Raw genomic sequence first — 19,567 nt, forward strand, 5'->3', positions numbered from 1 at the left:
CCTGCAGGATCCCCATAGGACCGCGTAGATCTATGGGACTGGCTCGGCCCGTCAATGTAGGACGAGCTTCAGCCGGGAAGGCTAGTAAAGCGCCGCAAACAACCGACGACGATAGGTAGTCACCAGCGGGTGATCATTACCCAGCAAGTCGAACACCTGCAGCAGCGTCTTGTGCGGCTGGCCTTCGTTGTAGCTGCGGTTGCGGACGAACAGCTTGAGCAGTCCCTCCAACGCGGCTTCGTATTGCTGACGGGACAATTGCTGGATCGCCAACTGGTGCGCGGCTTCATCGTCCTGCGGGTTCTGCGCCAGGCGCGATTTCAGCTCGGCGGCGTCAGGCAACGCGGCGGCTTCGGCCAGAAACGTCAATTGCGCCTTCGCTCCGGCCAGCGCGGCTTTGTGCTCATCGCCTTTCACCGCGTCCAGCACCGTGCGGGCTTCCGTCAGCTCGCCGCGTTCGGCCAGGCAACGCGCGTACAGAATCAGCGCCGCAGCGTTGGTGTTGTCCTCGGCGAGGATGGTCTGCAGGACCGCTTCGGCTTCGGCAAAATGGCTCTCGGCAAACATCGCCTGCGCGGTTTTCAGCGGGTCGGCGGCGGCTGGCGGCGGCATCTGCACATGGGGCTCAAGCAGCGCGCGGATTTGCGATTCAGGCTGGGCGCCGGAGAACCCATCCACCGGTTGGCCGTCCTTGAACAGCACCACAGTAGGCAGGCTGCGAATGCCGAAGCGCGCCACGATGTCCTGTTCAGCGTCGCAGTCGACCTTGGCCAGCAGCAATTCGCCCTGATAACTCTCGGCAATCTGCTGCAGCAGCGGCATCAGCACCTTGCACGGCGCACACCACTCGGCCCAGAAATCCACCAGCACGGGTTTGTGAAACGAATTCTCGATGACCATCTGATCGAAAGTGGCGGTGGTGGCATCGAAGATGTACGGCGTGTCCTGGCTCATCGCGGGTCTCGAAAGAAGGCTTGATGGCGCGAACTATAAAGGGCTGGGGGGATTGTCGGAAGCGCGGTTGATGCCTGTCGCTAAATTGCAGGCGCTAAGCGAGTCATGACCTGACCGCATGGTAAAGACTCACCCTGCGAAACTCCCACGGTTCGGCCAGATCGGGCAGCGTCAGCGCCTCAAGAATGCCCAGCCGCCGATACAGAGGATGCTGGAAATCCCGCACCCGGGAATCAGCCACCAACGCTTGTTTCCCCCGACTGAGAAACTGATCCAGCAGCGGAAGGTTGGCGCGGTCGTACAGCACGTCCGCCACCAGGATCAGGTCGAAGCGATCTTCCTCGGCGAAGAAGTCGCCCGAATACTCAAGCGTCACGCCGTTCAGCTCGGCGTTGGCCCGGCAGGCCTCGATGGCCTGCGGATCGAGATCGCACGCAACCACTTCAAGGGCGCCGGCTTTCATCGCCGCAATGCCTGCGACGCCCGAGCCTGCGCCGAAATCCAGCACCCGCTTGCCCGCGACCCACTGCGGCTGCTCGGCAATAAAGCGCGCCAGCGCCAGGCCACTGGCCCAACAGAAACTCCAGTAGGGCGGGTCTTCAAGAATGCGCCGGGTTTCTTCGGGGCTGAACGCGCGATCCATATTGTTCGCGTCGATCAGCCACAACCTCAGGTCCGTGCCCGGTAGCGCTTCGGCCACCAGTTGCGCATCGCCCAGCAGCTCGCTCAATGCGGCTTGCAGGTGAAGCGGAGCGGTCACGGCGCGGGAGCGAATTGCAACTGACCCAGCGCCTGAGTGGTGGGTTGAGTGATCAGCACGGACGGCAGATGCAGAATCAGCTGGCCCGACTTGCTGGCGCGACCACGCAGCTCCACGCGCGCGCCCACCGGGAAGGCTTCGGGATTGAAGCGCAACTGGAACGGCAGCGACTGGTTGTTTCCCACCAGTTTGGTGCTAGTCAGCAGCTTTTGCGGGCGGTTGCGATCGTCAATGACCAGCAACGCCAGTTCGACCTCTGCGCCGGCCGGCACGCCCAGCAACTGGCCGCTCAGTTCGCGCTGGAAGGGCTGCAGCGGACCTTGCCCTTCCGGCAGCGTAATGGCGTTGGGGGCAGGCTTGGCGGGGGCGGCAGGTTTCGGCGCCTCGGCCGTGCTGCAGGCAGCGAGCAGGCCCACAAGGCTGATTACAGCAAGCGTACGTAGCGTCATGAACAGCTCCAGAAAAAGCAGAATGCGGGCGGGATACGCACGGGATAGCGCAGTATCGCTGAGTGCGGCGGGTTTCACCGCACTGAATGCGCGTCTATATACCTCAAAGCCTCGCACTTGTCTTGCCAGCGAGATGCGCTACCATGGCCCTCCCTTTTTTTGTTGCCTGCCACCATGCACTGTCCCTTTTGCGGTGCCAACGACACCAAAGTCATTGACTCGCGCCTTGTTGCTGAAGGCGATCAGGTTCGCCGCCGCCGTGAATGCGTCGCCTGCGAAGAACGCTTCACCACATTCGAAACCGCTGAACTGGTTCTGCCCCGGCTGATCAAGCAGGACGGCAGCCGTCAGCCCTTCGACGAAGAGAAGCTGCGCGCCGGCATGCAGCGCGCGCTGGAAAAGCGCCCGGTCAGTGTCGAACGTCTGGAAGCGGCCCTGGCCCACATCAAAAGCAAGCTGCGCGCGACCGGCGAGCGCGAGGTCAAATCGCTGATCGTCGGTGAGCTGGTGATGGGCGAATTGCAAAAGCTCGATGAGGTGGCCTACATCCGCTTTGCTTCTGTTTATCGGCGGTTTCAGGACCTCAACGAATTCCGCGAAGAAATCGACCGACTGGCTCGCGAGCCGGTTAAAGAATGAGCATGACCTCCATTGAGCAAAGCGTGCTCGACGCAGCCTATATGGCGCGGGCGCTGGAACTGGCGCGCAAGGGCGTCTACTCGACGCACCCCAACCCGCAAGTCGGCTGCGTGATCGTCCGTGATGGCGCCATCGTCGGCGAAGGCTGGCACGTCCGCGCCGGTGAACCCCACGCCGAGGTGCATGCCCTGCGCCAGGCGGGCGACAAGGCAAAGAACGCGACCGCTTACGTCACCCTCGAACCCTGCAGTCATCATGGGCGCACCCCGCCGTGCGCCGACGCGCTGGTCAACGCCGGTGTGGCGCGCGTGGTTGCTGCGATGCAAGACCCCAATCCCGACGTGGCCGGCCGTGGCCTGTTGCGCCTGATGAGCGCGGGTATTGCGGTGCAGAGCGGCGTGCTCGAAAGCGAAGCGCGGGCGTTGAACAAAGGGTTTCTCAAGCGCATGGAACACGGCCTGCCCTACGTGCGGGTCAAGCTGGCGATGAGCCTCGACGGACGCACGGCCATGGCCAGCGGTGAAAGCCAGTGGATCACCGGCCCCGAAGCGCGCTCGGCTGTGCAGCGCCTGCGAGCGCAGTCGAGTGTGGTGCTGACCGGCGCCGATACCGTGCTGGCCGATAACGCACGACTCACCGTGCGGCCTGACGAGTTGGGCCTGAACGCCGAGCTCACCGCATTGGCCGCGACCCGACCGCCGTTGCGCGTGTTGATCGACGGGCGCTTGCGGGTGCCCCTCGATGCGCCTTTCTTTAAAGCGGGCAATGCGCTGGTGGTGACCTGCGCGGCTGCCTCGGCCCGCGAGCGTTACCACGACGAAGGTCACGACATGCTGGCGCTGCCGAGCAGTGGCGGGCACGTCGATCTGCGCAAACTGTTGGTCGAACTGGCCGCCCGCGGCGTCAACGACGTGCTGGTCGAGGCCGGCCCCAAGCTCGCTGGCGCGTTTACCCGGCTCGGTCTGGTGGATGAATACCAGATCTTCGTGGCGGGCAAGTTCATGGGCTCGTCGGCGCGGCCGTTGCTGGACCTGCCGCTGGCGCAGATGAGCGAAGCGCTCGAACTCAAGATTGTTGAAATGCGTGCAGTCGGCAATGACTGGCGAGTCATTGCGATACCCGCGTCGCACCCCGGCGTATAATTCCGGCTTTCGCGTTCAGCGCTGGCCCTGTTTTCCAGGAGCACCCATGTTTACCGGCATCATCGAATCCATCGGCAGCATCCGCGCCATCACTCCGAAAGGCGGCGACGTCCGCGTCTACGTAGAGACCGGCAAGCTCGACCTCTCCGACGTCAAGCTGGGCGACAGCATCGCGGTCAACGGGGTCTGCCTGACCGCTGTTGAGCTGCCAGGCGACGGCTTCTGGGCCGACGTCAGCCGCGAAACCTTGAACGTCACTGCGTTCGTCGATCTGAAGACCGGCAGCCGGGTCAATCTGGAAAAAGCCCTGACCCCGACCACGCGCCTGGGTGGCCATCTGGTCAGCGGCCACGTCGACGGCGTCGGCGAGGTGCTGTCCCGGGAAGAAAACGCCCGTGCGATCCAGTTCCGCCTGCGCGCCCCCCGCGAGCTGGCCAAGTACATCTCCCACAAAGGCTCGATCACCGTCGACGGCACCAGCCTGACCGTTAACGCAGTCAATGGCGCCGAGTTCGAGCTGACCATCGTCCCGCATACCCTCGCCGAAACCATCATGGGCGACTACCGCGCGGGCCGTAAGATCAACCTGGAAGTCGACCTGCTGGCGCGTTACCTCGAGCGTTTGCTGCTCGGTGACAAAGCGGCCGACCCGACGCCGGCCCAGGGCGGCAACATTTCTGAAAGCTTTCTGGCCGCCAACGGCTACCTCAAATCCTGAATCGAAGGGGGTGCCGCGTGGCGCTCAACAGCATCGAAGAACTGGTTGAAGACATTCGCCAAGGCAAGATGGTCATCCTCATGGATGACGAAGACCGCGAGAACGAAGGCGATCTGATCATGGCCTCCGAGTGCGTCAAGGCCGAGCACATCAACTTCATGGCGCGTTATGCCCGTGGCCTGATCTGCATGCCGATGACCCGCGAGCGCTGCGAAACCCTGAAACTGCCGTTGATGGCGCCGCGCAATGGCTCGGGCTTCGGCACCAAGTTCACCGTGTCCATCGAAGCCGCCGAAGGCGTCACCACCGGGATCTCCGCCGCCGACCGCGCGCGCACCGTTCAGGCGGCTGCGGCCAAAGAGGCCAGAGCCGAAGACATCGTCAGCCCTGGCCACATCTTCCCGTTGATGGCCCAGGCCGGCGGCACACTGTCCCGCGCAGGCCATACCGAAGCAGCCTGCGATCTGGCGCGCATGGCCGGCTTCGAGCCGACCGGCGTGATCTGTGAAGTCATGAACGACGACGGCACCATGTCCCGTCGCACGGAGCTGGAAGCTTTCGCGGCCGAGCACAACATCAAGATCGGCACCATCGCCGACCTGATCCATTACCGGATGATCCACGAACGTACCGTTCAGCGGATTGCCGAACAGCCCCTCGACAGCGAGCTGGGCCATTTCAATCTGGTGACCTACCGCGATTCCGTTGAAGGCGACGTCCACCTGGCGCTGACGCTGGGCAAGATCTGCGCAGAAGAAGCCACGTTGGTTCGCGTGCACAACATGGACCCGCTGCGCGACCTGTTGATGGTCAGACAGCCCGGCCGCTGGAGCCTGCGCGCTGCCATGAAGACTGTGGCCGAGGCTGGAAGCGGCGTGGTGCTGCTGCTCGGTCACCCGCTCGATGGCGACACGGTTCTGGCCCATGTGCGTGAAACCGCCGGCGGCACACCGATCAAGACGCCGACCACTTACAGTACCGTCGGTGCCGGTTCGCAGATCCTTCGTGACCTCGGCGTACGCAAAATGCGCCTGATGAGTTCACCAATGAAGTTCAATGCGATATCCGGTTTCGATCTGGAAGTTGTAGAATACGTGCCCTCCGAATAAAGGCCGGCAGGTGACAGGCCCCGACAGCATTCAGCCGTTGGTGGTTTTTGTCCCGGCAGTCGCCCGATTCGTGGCCTAAAATCCCTGAAAGCGCGCGCCCTATGCGCGCTTTCATGCTCTTTAATACGAGAACACGAGACTCAGCCGAATGACCCTGAAGACCATCGAAGGTACCTTCATCGCCCCCCAAGGTCGCTATGCCCTGGTGGTTGGCCGCTTCAACAGCTTCGTCGTCGAAAGCCTCGTCAGCGGTGCCGTTGATGCCCTGGTTCGCCATGGCGTGAGCGAAAGCGACATCACCATCATCCGCGCACCGGGCGCGTTCGAAATCCCGCTGGTGGTGCAGAAGGTCGCTCAACGCAGCGAATTTGCTGCCATCATCGCGCTCGGCGCCGTCATTCGTGGCGGCACCCCGCACTTCGAATACGTTGCTGGCGAATGCACCAAGGGCCTGTCCCAGGTGTCCATGGAGTTCGGCGTGCCGGTAGCCTTCGGCGTCCTGACCGTTGATTCCATCGAGCAGGCGATCGAGCGTTCCGGCACCAAGGCCGGTAATAAAGGCGCCGAAGCTGCGCTGTCCGCCATTGAGATGGTCAGCCTGTTGGCGCAGTTGGAGGCCAAGTGATTAACGACGAAAGCGATCAGTTCAACCCGCGTGATCCACGTGCGGCAGACGCCGGCAAGCCCTCCAAAAGCGAAAAGCGCCGCGCAGCTCGCCAGATGGCGATGCAAGCCCTCTACCAGCGCCACATGGCTGGTCAGTCGTTGAACGAAATCGAAGCCCAATTCCGCGTCGACAACGACTTCACCTCCGTCGATGCGAGCTATTTCCACGACATCCTGCACGGTGTCCCGGCCAATCAGGACAAGATCGACGCGGCGCTGGCGCCTTGTCTGGACCTGACCATCGAAGAGCTGGACCCCGTTGAACTCGCTGTCCTGCGTCTGTCGACCTGGGAGCTGCTGGAGCGCATCGACGTGCCGTACCGTGTGGTGATCAACGAAGGCATCGAGCTGGCGAAAGTCTACGGTTCGACCGACGGCCACAAGTTCGTCAACGGCGTGCTCGACAAGCTGGCTCCGCGTCTGCGCGAAGTCGAAGTGAAGGCGCACAAGCGCTGAGGCTTCTGGGTTTCTCCAGAACCTGAGCGTCTCCGCCATGGGCGAGTTCGAGCTGATCCGCAATTACTTTGCCGCTGCGCCCTGCGCGCAGCCCGGCGAAGGCGTTGCCTTGGGGATCGGCGACGACTGCGCCCTGTTGTCGGTGGCCGCTGGCGAGCAACTCGCCATCTCCACTGACACGCTGGTCGCCGGGGTGCATTTCCCCGACGCCTGCGATCCTTTCCTGCTTGGCCAGCGCGCACTCGGCGTGTCGGCCAGCGACCTGGCCGCCATGGGCGCCAGTCCCCTCGCGTTCACCCTTGCCCTGACCCTGCCGCAGGTTTCCGCCGGCTGGCTGGAAGCGTTCGCCCGTGGTTTGAATACCATGGCCCAGAGCTGCGGCCTGCGCCTGATCGGCGGCGACACCACGCGCGGTCCCTTGAGCCTGACCCTTACTGTCTTCGGAACAGTCCCGACCGGGCAAGCCTTGACCCGAAGCGGCGCGCGGCCTGGCGATTTGTTGTGCGTGGGCGGTCCGCTGGGCGACGCGGCCGGGGCGCTGCCGTTGGTGTTGAACCAGCGCAGCACCGAGGCGTCTACCACTCAGGCCTTGCTGGCGCGTTACTGGTCGCCGCAGCCGCAGTTTGAGTTGGGTATTGCGTTACGCGGCCGGGCCAGCGCGGCGCTGGACATCTCCGACGGACTGCTCGCCGACTGTGGACACATCGCAGCGGCATCGGGCGTGCGTTTGCTGGTGGAGCGCGAGAAAGTGCCGATGTCTGACGCGCTGCTGACGTTATTCGGGCCTGACGCGGCGTTGAATGCCGCGCTCAGTGGGGGCGATGACTACAGACTGGCTTTCACGTTGCCGCCATCATGGCTGGCTGAACTGCAGGCTGCCGGCTTGCCTGTTTTCGTTCTGGGTCGAGTGGTCGAAGGCCACGGCTTGGCGCTGGTTGACGCACTTGGGCAGGACGTCACCCCGTTGACTCGGGGCTATCAACATTTTCAGGAGACACGGTGACAGATCATCCTAATCAGGTCCCGGCGGAAAACGTTCCCCCGTCGGTATGGACCAATCCGTGGCATTTCCTGGCCTTCGGTTTCGGCTCAGGCACACTGCCCAAAGCGCCCGGCACCTGGGGCTCGATGGTCGCCGTGCCGTTCATCCCGTTGTGGCAAATGCTGCCGGACTGGGGCTATTGGCTGATGCTCGGCCTGACCATGCTGTTCGGCTTCTGGCTGTGCGGCAAGGTGGCCGACGACCTGCGTGTTCATGACCATGAAGGCATCGTCTGGGACGAGATGGTCGGCATGTGGATCACCCTGTGGCTGGTGCCCGAAGGCTGGGTCTGGCTGCTGGTGGGTTTCCTGGTGTTCCGCTTTTTCGACATCCTCAAGCCCTGGCCAATCCACTGGATCGACAAGCACGTTCACGGGGGCGTCGGCATCATGCTCGATGATGTGCTGGCCGGTGTCTTCGCATGGCTGGCGATGCAAGGGCTGGTCTGGTTGTGGGCCGTGATGTAGGGGCTGCGCTCATGAGGCGTTCAGGCGGGGTATGGCTGCTGAGTCTGGCGTTGATGATGACGAGTGTCTGGGCGACTGCCGGCGCTGCAACCATTGCACCGATGTCTGATAAACCCTCCGACATCCTGCTGGTGAGCGAGCACTGGATTCGCTACACCGAAATCGACGGCACGGGGCTGGGTTGGGACCTGATGCGGGAGATCTTCGAGCCGGCTGGCGTCAAGGTCGAGCAGCGCATTGAGCCCTACACCCGCGCGGTCGGGCTGGTGCAGCGCGGCGAGGCCGATGCCTGGATTGCCGCCTACAAGGGTGAGGTCGAGGGCGCGCTTTATTCAAAGTGGCACTACGACACAGACGAAATTTACACACTGGGTCTGGCTTCGAAGCCTCCCCCTTCGCTACAGACGCTGGGCAAATATCGTCTGGCCTGGGTCCGTGGCTACGAGTATCAGCACTACCTGCCCAACGTGATGCACTTCAACGAAGTCGCCCGGCGTGACCACATTGTGCCGATGCTTGAATATGGGCGCGCGGATCTGTACATCGATGCCAAGCCGGAGATGGACTTCATCCTCGCGCAAACCAGCGACCCGCAGCGCTATCGACTGACCTACCTCACTGCCATTCCTCTGTATCTCGGCTTCGCGGATACCCCCCGAGGGCATGCGCTGCGGGATCTGTTTGACGTGCGGATGAGCGATCTGGTGCACAGCGGCAAGCTGCGGCCGATCTTCGCGCGCTGGAAGCATGCGTATCCATTCGATTCAGGCGATGCTCAGTCCCGCGCTGGCGAGAGCCACTGATCAAACGAGTTGATCTGATTGGCTCACAATTCAGCCTAAGCGTCTGTCGGAACCTGCTGTTACAATGTTGCGAATTTCCAGCCCTCATACTGATCAGGAGCACCCGGTGCCCGTCGTATTTGTCGCGGCTTCCAAGCTGCCTACCCCCTTTGCCGCTTTCAAGATGAATGGCTTTCTCGAGCAGGAAAACGGTCGCGAGCATGTCGTGCTGACCTTGGGCGATGTATCCGATGGCGCCCCGGTGCTCGGCCGTGTGCATTCCGAATGCCTGACGGGTGATGCGCTATTCAGTCAGCGCTGCGATTGCGGTTCCCAGCTTGAAGCGGCGTTGCGCGCCATCGCCGCCGAAGGCCGTGGCGTGCTGTTGTACCTGCGCCAGGAAGGCCGCGGCATTGGTTTGATGAACAAGATCCGCGCGTATGAATTGCAGGACGGCGGTGCCGACACCGTTGAAGCCAACGAGCGCCTGGGCTTCGCCGCTGACCAGCGCGATTACGGCATTTGCCTGCCGATGCTTGAGCACCTGGGCATCAAGTCTCTGCGTTTGATGACCAATAATCCGCGCAAGGTCAAAGCGCTGACCGACATGGGCATCACCGTCGCCGAACGCGTGCCGCTGCACACCGGCCACAACCCGCACAACAAGCTCTATCTGGCGACCAAGGCCGGCAAGCTGGGTCATATGATGGGCAACGAGCATCAGAGCGAAGTCGACCCGGCATGACACGCGGCAGCCTGCGCCGTGGTCTGGCGCTGGCCGGACGCCCTTGATGCGCCCACTGATTGCCTGCCTGCCGTTGCTGATCGCTTTTCAGGCCGGCGCTGCACAGCGGGTCGTCAGCCTCGCACCCTCTCTTACCGAAATCGTTATCGAACTGGATGCTGCCGATCTGTTGGTCGGCGTGCTCGATGGCGGCCCGCGCCCGGAGAAGGTCGCGGGCCTGCCTTCGGTGGGCCGATACGGGCAGCTCGACATCGAGGGTTTGCTCACTCTGCAGCCGGATCTTTTGCTGCTGTGGCCTGGCAGCGTCAGCGCGGTTCAGCGTGATCAACTGAAACGGCTGAGCATTCCCACCTACACCGCCGAGCCTCACACGCTGAACGAGCTGGCTGATCAGATCGAACAGATGGGTGAGCGCCTTGGCCGCGCTGACCGTGGACGACAGGCAGCGAAGGACTTCCGTGAGCGATTGGCCGCGTTGCGTGAGCGGTATCGACGCGATGCCCCGTTGAAAGTCTTTTACCAAGTGTGGGATCAGCCGCTCTATACGGTAGGCGGGGGGCAGATCATCAGCGATGCACTGACCGTGTGCGGCGCACGCAGCGTCTTTGATGACCTCAAACTGCCTGCGCCTCAGGTCAGTCTCGAGTCAGTGCTGCAGCGCGACCCGGACGTGATTCTGGCCAGTGACGCCGCGTTGCTGCCGGGATGGAAGACTTGGTCGCAGTTGAAAGCGGTGAAAGCCGGCCACCTGCTTGCCGTGCCCGACAATGGCCTCGAACGAGCCAGCGGGCAAATGGTGGGCGCGGTGGCGAAAGTGTGCAGCGTGATCGCGCCAGATCGCTAAATCAGGCCGCTATACATTTACAGCGTCGGCGTCCAGGTCACGCCAAACATCCACGTCCGGCCCTCTTCGCGATAGCCGTAATTGCTGCCATCGAAGCTGTACAGCGTGCGGCTGTAACGTTTGTCCAAGGCGTTATCCAGCTTGAACTCCAGCTTCACGTCGTCGCTGGCCTTCCAGCTGCTGCGCAAACCGAACAACGAATAACCCCCGACATGCTGGGTGTTGGCCTCGTCGTTGTAGCTGTCACTGACGGCCTGCCAGCTGGCGCCGACGCCGAGCCGATCAAACTGCCGATCAATATCGAGATTCAGGGTGCGGCGAGCGCGGCGGTTGAGCGTGTGCCCAGTGTCTCGGTCACGCGGGTCGATGACCGACGCCCCAAGCTTGCCGGTCCAGCCGAACAGTTGCTGCTCAAGCGACCCTTCGAAACCATTGATCCGTGCCGAGCCGATGTTCTGGGGGCGAAAGTCGCTGTCGAGGGCGATCGCGTCCTGCAGGTCGGTGCGATAGAGCGAAGCCTCAAGACGGGCGGTTTTGCTCAGACGACTGCGCCATTGCAGCTCGTAGCTTTTGGAGTGCTCGGGCTTGAGATTCGCGTTGCTGAAATCCGGGTAATACAGGTCATTGAATGTCGGCGCGCGGAAGCCTTCGCTGTAGGAAAGCAGCACGTCGTTGGCGTCATTGAGCGGAACGGTGAGCGTGCCGCTCCAGGTGTTCTGGCTGCCGAACTGCTCATTCTGATCATGGCGCAGGCCCAGCTCGGTGGAGAAATGCTCGCTTTTGAAACGGTGCTGAACGAACACCGCGCGGTTCCAGCGGCTGTCCTCCTCGAACGCCGTGCTGCTGTTGACACGGTCCTCGTACCAGTCGCCCCCCAGCGTCAGGCTATTGCGTTCGTTCAGCGTCAGGTCGTTCTGCCAATTGACCGAGTCGCGGTAGGTGTTGAACACGTAGTGATCGTCGCTCAGCTTATCCAGCGTCTTCTCGCGGTTCTCGCTATGGCCCAGTTCCAGACGGGTTTTCCAGGTCTGGTTGATGCGGGCGTCGACGTAAGTGCCGAGGCTGCTCAGCTCAAACTTGCTGTATTGCTGCTGACCCACGGTGTCGAACGTGACCGGGTCGAACAGACCGAACGGGTTGTCGAACTCGGTCTTGCCCCGGTTATCCAGCGCGTTGATACCCACTTCCACGTCGTCGTTGACCCAGTGGCTGAGGTTCAGGCTCAGGGATTTATTGCGGTAGGCGTCGTGGTCGTCATCGCTGGCGAAGGACGGGCCGGTACGGTTGATGCCTGCCGTTTCATCCAAACTGGTACTGAGGTTGAAATGCGTTTGCTGGTCGCCGCCCGACAGACCGAGGCTCTGCTGCTGCGTGCCGCGATTGCCGAAACCCGTATGCAGCCGAGCTTGCAGCCCTTGCTCGGCGCCTCGTCGGGTGAATATCTGAATCACCCCGCCAATGGCGTCCGCGCCGTAGATGACCGAACGCGAACCGCGCAGCACTTCCACGCGCTCGATCTGCTCGACGTCGAGGTATTGCAGATTACTGTCCGCCGACGTCGCATTGGCAATGCGCTGGCCATCGACCAGCACCAGACTCTGCGCGGCCTTGGTCCCGCGAATGAAAATTCCCGGCAGACTCCCACGACCGCCGCTGGGCGCCACTTGCACACCGGGGACACGACTCAGCAGGTCGGTGACGCTGCTCGGTTGCAGCCGCTCGATGTCAGCGCGAGTGAACACGGTGTTCGCCGCACTGCTGGCGTCCCGCTGCTCGACCTGACGATTGCTGCTGATCAGCACACTGTCCAGCTTCAGGGCGCTTTCGCGATCAGGCTGATCGGCAAAGACCTGCGTGGCGGGGATCAGGGAGAAGGCGAGGGCAAGACGGGAAAGGGTCATTTGATTGATCGCATAACTTGCAGGCATGACCGGGGTGGACTGCACCTCGGTCACGCTTGCGAGAGGCTACATCTTCAACAGGCGCTGGTTGATCGACGCTTCGATGCCGGCGACATCCAGCCCGCACTCAGCCAGCATCTGCGCTGGTTTGGCGTGCTCGACGTACACATCCGGCAGGCCCAAGTGCAGGACCGACTTGAGAATGTTCTCCCGCGCCAGGAACTCGCTGACCGCCGCGCCCGCGCCACCCATGATGGCGTTTTCTTCGATCGTCACGAGCAAGTCGTGGCTGCTGGCCATTTCGCGCACCAGTGCCTCGTCCAGCGGTTTGACGAAGCGCATGTCGACCACGGTCGCGTCGAGCTGCTCCGCCACGATCAGCGCTTCGGTCAACTGCACGCCGAACACCAGCATGGCGACTTTGCTGCCTTGACGGCGAACCACACCCTTGCCGATTTCCAGCGGTTCGAGACTGCTCTCGATCACGGCATTGGGACCGTTGCCGCGCGGGTAACGCACGGCTGCGGGGCCTTTGAACAGATGGCCGGTGGTGAGCATCTTGCGCAGCTCGTTTTCATCGCTCGGCGTCATGACCAGCATGCCGGGGATGCAGCGCAGGTACGACAGATCGAAACTGCCGGCGTGGGTCGGGCCGTCTTCGCCCACCAGACCCGCGCGGTCGATGGCGAACAACACGTCCAGATTCTGCACGGCCACGTCATGAATCAGTTGGTCGTAACCGCGTTGCAGGAACGTCGAATAAATCGCCACAACCGGCTTGGCGCCTTCGCAGGCCATGCCCGCCGCCAGCGTCACCGCGTGCTGCTCGGCGATGGCGACGTCGAAATAGCGCTCCGGGAAACGTTCGCTGAACGCCACCAGATCCGAGCCTTCTTTCATGGCCGGCGTGATGCCGACCAGACGCTCGTCCGCTTCGGCCATGTCGCACAGCCACTGGCCGAACACGCCGGAATACTTGGGACCGCCGGCCTTTTTGGGCACGACAGGTGCGTTCAGCGGGTCAAGCTTGGTAATCGCGTGATAGCCGATCGGATCGACCTCGGCCGGCGCGAAGCCTTTGCCTTTCTTGGTGACCACGTGCAGGAACTGCGGACCCTTGAGGTCACGCATGTTGCGCAGGGTGGCGATCAGGATAGGCAAGTCGTGTCCGTCGATCGGACCGATGTAGTTCCAGCCGAGTTCTTCGAACAACGTGCCGGGGACCAGCATGCCTTTGGCATATTCCTCGGTACGACGGGCGATTTCCCACGCGCCGGGCAGACGCGACAGTACTTTCTTGCTGCCTTCGCGCATGCTCGTGTAAGTGCGGCTTGAGAGGATTTTCGCCAGATAATTCGACAGCCCGCCAACGTTGCGCGAGATCGACATGTCGTTGTCGTTGAGGATCACCAGCATGTCGGCGCTGACTTCGGGGGCGTGGTTCAGCGCTTCGAAGGCCATGCCGGCGGTCAGTGCGCCGTCGCCGATCACGGCAATGGACTTGCGCTCACTGCCTTGCAGCCGGGAGGCGATCGCCATGCCCAGCGCGGCGCTGATGGAGGTGCTGGAGTGACCGACGCCGAAGGTGTCGTATTCACTCTCGCTGCGACGCGGGAATGCCGCCACTCCGCCTTTCTGGCGCAGGGTCGACATGTGTTCGCGACGACCCGTGAGGATTTTGTGCGGGTACGCTTGGTGACCGACGTCCCAGACCAGCCGGTCGTCGGGGGTATCGAAGACGTAGTGCAAGGCCACGGTCAGTTCGATGACGCCGAGGCCGGCGCCGAAATGGCCGCCGGTCTGGCCGACGGTGTAGAGCAGCTCCAGGCGCAGTTCGTCAGCCAGGGCTTCAAGCTCTGCTTCACCTAAGCGGCGCAGGCCGTCCGGCGTCACTGCCTTGTCGAGCAGGGGCGTGGACGGGCGCTCGCGGGGAATCTCTTTGAACGTCGTGGGCATCAGGCGAATCGTTATAAGTAAAAGAGGCGGCAGTTTACCTGATGCATTGCCGGCTGCGCACGATGTGCAGCAACGGGATGTTCAGGGGCAACGATTGCCGGCGAAATCAGGCAGCGGCAGCAAGGCTGCCGACACCCGGTAAGTTTTATGACCTGCGCTCAGTTGCGGCGTTCGACGATATAACGCGCCAAGGCTCGCAAGGGTTCGGCCGATGCGTCGTACGGTCGCAGGGCCACGAGGGCCTGGTCGCGCAACTCAAGTGCGTAATGTTTGGCTTCTTCCAGGCCCAGCAGCGCGGGGTAGGTCGGCTTGTCCCGGGCGATATCGGCGCCCTGGCGTTTGCCCAGCGTGGCGGTATCGCTCTCGACGTCGAGAATGTCGTCCTGCACCTGAAAGGCCAGGCCGATGGCGCGGGCGTAAATCTGCAGCGAATCGAGCTGGACCTGGGTTGCGTTGCCGCTGGCCAAGGCGCCGAGCCTGACGCTGGCTTCAATCAGTGCGCCGGTCTTGTGCCGGTGCATGAATTCCAGCGCCGTCTGGTCGAGCTTGAGTCCGACAGAGCCGAGATCAATGGCCTGTCCGCCGACCATGCCGGCAGGGCCGGATGCACGGGCGAGGGTAGCGACCATCTTCAGCCGGGTCTCGGCGTTCTGTGGGGTCAGTGCGTTATCGCTCAGTACGCTGAAGGCCAGGGTCTGCAGACCGTCGCCGGCGAGAATCGCGCAGGCTTCGTCGAAGGCTTTGTGGGTCGTGGGCAGGCCGCGACGCAAATCGTCGTCGTCCATGGCCGGCAGGTCGTCGTGCACCAGCGAATACGCGTGGATCAATTCGACGGCGCAGGCTGCGCCGTTGGCGTGCTCGGCGTTGCCGCCCAAGGCTTCGCAGGCGGCGTAGACCAGCAGCGGGCGCACGCGCTTGCCGCCATTGGTGACGCTGTAGCGCATGGCGGCGTAAAGGCGGGTCAATTCAGGGGCGGGCGCATCGAACAGCGTCTCCAGCGCCGCATTTACGCGAGCCTGGCTGAGTGCCTGATACGCCGCGATCATTCCGGCTGTTCCGCGTCGAACGGCTCTTCGGCCAGTTCGCCGTCGCGCTCCAGCAAGACCTGCACCTTCTGCTCGGCCTGGGCCAGTGCGCTCTGGCACTCGCGGGTCAGGCGGATGCCTTGTTCGAAGGCGGTCAGTGAGTCTTCCAGCGACAGCTCACCGTTCTCCAGACGCTCGACGAGCGTTTGCAAATCCGTGAGGGACTGTTCGAAATCCAGTGCAGCTTTCTTGCGGGCCATGGCGGCTATCCCGGTAGACGTTAAACCGGCGCGACACTAGCAGAGCGCACGCATCGGGGCAAATGAGAAGGGGTACGCAGGTGACGGCTTGCAGTGCATCACTCCCACAAGAATTGCATCAGCCTCGCGGATGTTGGCCGCAGATGATGGAAGTGTGGGAGTCGAGCTTGCTCGCGAAGGGGGCCGCACATCGGCTCAATCTTCAGCGGCTGAAATACCGTCTTAGCGAGCAAGCTCACTCCTACAGGATCTGCGCTTTCGCGCGACTGACTATGCCTGCACGATCAACGCGTCGGCGCAGGCGCGGCGTCGATCTTCACCCGAAGCAGGCTGTAGGGCTTTTCGCGCAGGTCCTTGCCATCGTGGAAACCGGCCTGGCGCTGCAGCTGGTTGGCGGTGAAATACAGATACCCGTCCGGCCCCACCGACAACGTGTCCGGCCACAGCACGCGAGGGTCGTGAACGATGGTCTGCCAGCTGCCGTCCGCCAGACGTTTGCGGATGCCGTTGTGCTCGTAGTCGCCGGCGTAGACCGCGCCGTTGGCGTCTGCTTCCAGGCCGTCGGACGCGCCTTTTTCGCCGAGGTCTTTGACCGCTGCGTTCAGTTGAGCCTCGCTGACGTTGGCATCACGCAGCATGGTGGTGGGCACCGCATACAGGTGGCGGCTGGAAAGCGCGCTGAAATACAGCGTCTTGCCGTCAGGGGACAGCGCGATGCCATCAGACGCAACGGCCATGGTTTTCGGCTTGCCATCCGGACCTTTGGTGACCAGGGCGGCCTGGCCTTCGACCACCGGCTTGAAGTCAGGGTCGGCCGAAGTGGATTTACCGCCGCTCAAACGACGGGTCGCCTTGCCGCTGGCGATGTCCATGACGATGATCGCGCCGGGCCCGGAGACCGACGAATCTGTCACGTAAACCGTGCCTTCCTTGCCAGCGCGGAAATCAAAACGCATGTCGTTGACGTAGGTGCTCGGCAGGATGACGTTGGCCGGGAAGACCAGGGTTTTGACCACTTTGTTACTGGCCAGATCAACCGCCACCAGCTTGGCGCCGCCGGCTTTAGGCGCGGCGAAATTCGGGGCGGCAGTGTCCAGCAGCCAGACGCGGCCCTGACCGTCGGCGACCACGCTCTGCACGCTGATCAGCCCTTTGGCCGGGTCTTTTGGGTCTTCTTTGTTGATGGCTGCATCGGGGTAGGCGACGACCTTGCCGTCACGGATTTCGCCTACGGTAAACGGCACGTCGTCGCCCCAGTGCGGGTAGTTGACGAAGATGCGCCCGGTTTCCGTCACGGTCACGCCGGTGGGCATGGCGTCGTGAAAGGTGAACACCTGCTCAAGCTGACCGATGGTTTTCTCCGCCGGTGCATTGGCGGGTAGTGCGGTGGCGGTCGTGGCTGCGATGCCGGTCTGGCTGATCAAAGCGACTGACAGGGCCAGCGCTGACAACATCATGTTCTGCTTCATGGACACAAACGGCTCCCGGCCTGCCGCAGCAGGCCCTTCAAAAAATGGACAGGGTTAGAAACCTTCGAGAACGATCTTGCCCTTGGCCTTGCCGCTCTCGATCACGGCGTGGGCGCGGCGCAGATTTTCGGCGTTGATCGCGCCGAAGTGCTCACCGAGGGTGGTCTTCAGCACGCCCTGGTCAATCAGGTCGGCGACGCGATTGAGCAGCTCATGCTGGGCGATCATGTCCGGGGTTTCGTAGAGCGAGCGGGTGAACATCAGTTCCCAGTGCAGCGACAGGGCCTTGCGTTTCATCGGGACGACGTCGAGGGATTTCGGGTCATCGATCAGCGCCAACTGGCCCTGTGGTTTCAACGCCTCAATCAGCTGCGTGAAGTACGAATCAGTGTGGGTCAGGCTGGCGACATGGCTCACCTGACCGACGCCGATCTGATTCAGTTGCTCGACCAGCGGCTGGCTGTGATCGATGACGTGGTGGGCGCCCAGGCTTTCGACCCATTCGCGGGTTTCCGGACGGGACGCTGTACCGATCACGGTCAGTTTGGTCAGTTGGCGGGCCAGTTGCACCAGAATCGACCCGACGCCACCACCGGCACCGATGATCAACAGGCTGTCACCTTCGCCGCCGCCTTCTTTAACGCCCAGACGGTCAAAGAGCAATTCCCAGGCGGTGATCGAGGTCAGCGGCAGGGCGGCGGCGTGGGCGTTGTCGAGGCTCTTGGGTTTGTGCCCGACGATGCGCTCGTCGACGAGGTGGAATTCGCTGTAGCTGCCCGGGCGGGCGATGGAGCCGGCGTAGAACACTTCGTCCCCGGCTTTGAACAGCGTGACGTCGCTGCCCGTTTCACGAACGACGCCGACGGCGTCCCAGCCAACCACTTTGGGTTCGATGGCGGCAGAGCCGGCGCGGATTTTGGTGTCGACCGGGTTCACCGAAATCGCTTTGACTTCGACCAGCAAATCACGAGGGCCGGGCGTTGGCTTGGGCAGGTCCATGTCCAGCAGCGCGTTGGGGTCTTCAATGGGCAGACCGTGCTGGGTGAAGGCGATGGCTTTCATGGCGATCTCTCTAGTCAGTGGACAAAAGGTGGCTGAAACGTTGGACCCATCTTGTTCTTGTTCGTTGGGCAGAAAAACCCGCAGAATCCGGCAACACTTTCACGGCTGGAGTGAAAATGATCCGCATCGACGACCTGACCCTCTTCGTCCGCACCGCCGCGCTGGGTAGCTTTTCCAATGCTGCGCGGGAGGTGGATCTGTTGCCGGGGCAAGTCGCCGCGGCCATCAAGCGCCTCGAACGAGAGCTGGATATTCGCCTGTTTGCCCGTTCGACGCGCAGCCTGCGCCTCACCGCTGAAGGCGAGCAGTACCTGCCGACCGCCCAGACGGTGCTCGATGCCTTACGGGATGGCCGGGAAAAGCTGCAGCGGGAAAGCGCTGAGCTGCAAGGTACGCTGCAAGTGGCGGCGCCTTCGGATCTGGGGCGAAACATGCTGCTGCCCTGGCTGACGGATTTTCGCAGTCAGCACCCGGCGCTGAATCTGCGCCTGTTTATCTCCGATCAAGTGGCCGATCTGTTTCGCGATCCGGTGGACGTTGCGATTCGCTACGGCGTGATCGAAGACGCTAACTACATCGCGCTGGCGCTGGCGCCGTGGAATCGCCGGGTGCTGGTGGCATCGCCCGAGTATCTGGCGCGCAAGGGCCGACCCGTGGTCTCCGACGATTTGCTGCGCCATGAGTGCTTGCTGTTCACCCTGGCGGGCCGGGTGTATGACAAGTGGCGGCTCGGTGGCCGGGTGTTCTCGGTGTCAGGCCCGTTGCTCACCGATGACGCTGATCTGGTGAGACGCTGGGCGGTGGCCGGGCAGGGCGTGGCGTACAAGTCGTGGCTGGATGTCTGCGAGGACGTCCGCGCCGGGCGGCTGGAACTGTTGCTGCCGGATTACCCGGGCGAGCCAACCCCGCTCAACCTGGTCTGCCCGCACCGCAAACAGTTTTCCCCGGCGGTGCAACAGCTGCACTCGCTGTTGAAAAACCGCCTTGCCGGCATGGAAAAGGGGTTGCCGGCGTTGTTGTGAGTGCTGTCCAACCCTCTGCGTCCATGGCGCAACTCTCGGCACAATGATGTCCCTGTAGGAGCGTGGCTTGTCCCGCGATCGGCTGCAAAGCAGCCGTAA

21 protein-coding genes are annotated in these 19,567 nt (G+C 62.7%); 12 read left to right on the plus strand and 9 right to left on the minus strand.

The window, feature by feature from the left end:
* Positions 1–81 precede the first annotated feature (81 nt).
* The 3 genes from trxA to SLW75_RS21340 all read right to left on the minus strand — a co-directional run bounded on the left by trxA (position 82) and on the right by SLW75_RS21340 (position 2,163).
* Positions 82–954 (minus strand): thioredoxin, encoded by an 873-nt coding sequence (gene trxA, locus SLW75_RS21330; protein ID WP_065988436.1) that lies wholly within the window; start codon positions 952–954, stop codon positions 82–84.
* A 103-nt stretch (positions 955–1,057) separates the two neighbouring features.
* A complete protein-coding gene (locus SLW75_RS21335; RefSeq protein ID WP_065988435.1) occupies positions 1,058–1,714 on the minus strand; it encodes a class I SAM-dependent methyltransferase in 657 nt (218 codons plus the stop codon).
* Positions 1,711–2,163, minus strand: a complete 453-nt coding sequence (locus SLW75_RS21340) for a hypothetical protein (RefSeq protein ID WP_133776016.1) — start codon at positions 2,161–2,163, stop codon at positions 1,711–1,713. The genes SLW75_RS21335 and SLW75_RS21340 overlap by 4 nt, the downstream gene beginning before the upstream one ends.
* Before the next feature lie 174 nt (positions 2,164–2,337).
* Between SLW75_RS21340 and nrdR the strand changes: the two genes are divergently transcribed.
* From nrdR to SLW75_RS21395, 11 genes are all read left to right on the plus strand, one after another.
* Positions 2,338–2,802 carry a transcriptional regulator NrdR gene (gene nrdR, locus SLW75_RS21345; RefSeq protein WP_065988433.1) on the plus strand — a complete coding sequence of 155 codons (465 nt, stop codon included), beginning with the start codon at positions 2,338–2,340 and terminating at the stop codon, positions 2,800–2,802.
* Between the two features lie 2 nt (positions 2,803–2,804).
* On the plus strand, positions 2,805–3,944 hold the full coding sequence (gene ribD, locus SLW75_RS21350; protein WP_410935375.1) for a bifunctional diaminohydroxyphosphoribosylaminopyrimidine deaminase/5-amino-6-(5-phosphoribosylamino)uracil reductase RibD: 1,140 nt from the start codon (positions 2,805–2,807) through the stop codon (positions 3,942–3,944).
* 46 nt (positions 3,945–3,990) lie between these two features.
* On the plus strand, positions 3,991–4,662 hold the full coding sequence (locus SLW75_RS21355; protein ID WP_065988431.1) for a riboflavin synthase: 672 nt from the start codon (positions 3,991–3,993) through the stop codon (positions 4,660–4,662).
* A gap of 17 nt (positions 4,663–4,679) precedes the next feature.
* Positions 4,680–5,771 (plus strand): bifunctional 3,4-dihydroxy-2-butanone-4-phosphate synthase/GTP cyclohydrolase II, encoded by a 1,092-nt coding sequence (ribBA, locus tag SLW75_RS21360; RefSeq protein ID WP_065988430.1) that lies wholly within the window; start codon positions 4,680–4,682, stop codon positions 5,769–5,771.
* Positions 5,772–5,919: 148 nt separating this feature from the next.
* A complete protein-coding gene (gene ribE, locus SLW75_RS21365) occupies positions 5,920–6,396 on the plus strand; it encodes a 6,7-dimethyl-8-ribityllumazine synthase (protein ID WP_037017809.1) in 477 nt (158 codons plus the stop codon).
* Positions 6,393–6,893, plus strand: a complete 501-nt coding sequence (gene nusB / locus SLW75_RS21370; protein ID WP_065988429.1) for a transcription antitermination factor NusB — start codon at positions 6,393–6,395, stop codon at positions 6,891–6,893. The genes ribE and nusB overlap by 4 nt, the downstream gene beginning before the upstream one ends.
* Before the next feature lie 37 nt (positions 6,894–6,930).
* Positions 6,931–7,896, plus strand: coding sequence for a thiamine-phosphate kinase (gene thiL, locus SLW75_RS21375; RefSeq protein ID WP_410935376.1), 966 nt, complete (start codon positions 6,931–6,933; stop codon positions 7,894–7,896).
* A complete protein-coding gene (locus tag SLW75_RS21380; protein WP_065988427.1) occupies positions 7,893–8,402 on the plus strand; it encodes a phosphatidylglycerophosphatase A in 510 nt (169 codons plus the stop codon). Before thiL ends, SLW75_RS21380 begins: the two co-directional genes overlap by 4 nt.
* Positions 8,403–8,413: 11 nt before the next feature.
* Positions 8,414–9,205: a substrate-binding periplasmic protein gene (locus SLW75_RS21385; RefSeq protein WP_410935377.1), complete on the plus strand. Its 792-nt coding sequence runs from the start codon at positions 8,414–8,416 to the stop codon at positions 9,203–9,205.
* A gap of 106 nt (positions 9,206–9,311) precedes the next feature.
* Positions 9,312–9,929 (plus strand): GTP cyclohydrolase II, encoded by a 618-nt coding sequence (gene ribA / locus SLW75_RS21390; protein ID WP_410935378.1) that lies wholly within the window; start codon positions 9,312–9,314, stop codon positions 9,927–9,929.
* Positions 9,930–9,975: 46 nt separating this feature from the next.
* Complete coding sequence (locus SLW75_RS21395) at positions 9,976–10,773, plus strand: cobalamin-binding protein (RefSeq protein WP_410935379.1); 798 nt, start codon at positions 9,976–9,978, stop codon at positions 10,771–10,773.
* Between the two features lie 17 nt (positions 10,774–10,790).
* On the opposite strand, the gene SLW75_RS21400 is transcribed toward SLW75_RS21395, so the two are convergent.
* The 6 genes from SLW75_RS21400 to SLW75_RS21425 all read right to left on the minus strand — a co-directional run bounded on the left by SLW75_RS21400 (position 10,791) and on the right by SLW75_RS21425 (position 18,446).
* Complete coding sequence (locus SLW75_RS21400) at positions 10,791–12,674, minus strand: TonB-dependent receptor domain-containing protein (protein ID WP_410935380.1); 1,884 nt, start codon at positions 12,672–12,674, stop codon at positions 10,791–10,793.
* 66 nt (positions 12,675–12,740) lie between these two features.
* Positions 12,741–14,630, minus strand: coding sequence for a 1-deoxy-D-xylulose-5-phosphate synthase (dxs, locus tag SLW75_RS21405; protein WP_410935381.1), 1,890 nt, complete (start codon positions 14,628–14,630; stop codon positions 12,741–12,743).
* A 158-nt stretch (positions 14,631–14,788) separates the two neighbouring features.
* Positions 14,789–15,676, minus strand: a complete 888-nt coding sequence (gene ispA, locus SLW75_RS21410; protein ID WP_065988422.1) for a (2E,6E)-farnesyl diphosphate synthase — start codon at positions 15,674–15,676, stop codon at positions 14,789–14,791.
* Positions 15,673–15,915, minus strand: a complete 243-nt coding sequence (locus tag SLW75_RS21415) for an exodeoxyribonuclease VII small subunit (RefSeq protein WP_062384761.1) — start codon at positions 15,913–15,915, stop codon at positions 15,673–15,675. The genes ispA and SLW75_RS21415 overlap by 4 nt, the downstream gene beginning before the upstream one ends.
* A 284-nt stretch (positions 15,916–16,199) precedes the next feature.
* Positions 16,200–17,369, minus strand: coding sequence for an L-dopachrome tautomerase-related protein (locus SLW75_RS21420; protein ID WP_410935450.1), 1,170 nt, complete (start codon positions 17,367–17,369; stop codon positions 16,200–16,202).
* A 69-nt stretch (positions 17,370–17,438) separates the two neighbouring features.
* Entirely contained in the window at positions 17,439–18,446 is a 1,008-nt protein-coding gene (locus SLW75_RS21425) for a zinc-binding alcohol dehydrogenase family protein (RefSeq protein ID WP_410935382.1), read from the minus strand.
* Positions 18,447–18,562: 116 nt separating this feature from the next.
* Between SLW75_RS21425 and SLW75_RS21430 the strand changes: the two genes are divergently transcribed.
* Positions 18,563–19,468, plus strand: a complete 906-nt coding sequence (locus SLW75_RS21430; RefSeq protein ID WP_296313260.1) for a LysR family transcriptional regulator — start codon at positions 18,563–18,565, stop codon at positions 19,466–19,468.
* Positions 19,469–19,567: the final 99 nt, after the last annotated feature.

It is taken from the genome of Pseudomonas sp. W5-01, assembly GCF_046540435.1.
GTDB classification, from domain to species: Bacteria; Pseudomonadota; Gammaproteobacteria; order Pseudomonadales; family Pseudomonadaceae; genus Aquipseudomonas; species Aquipseudomonas graminis_B.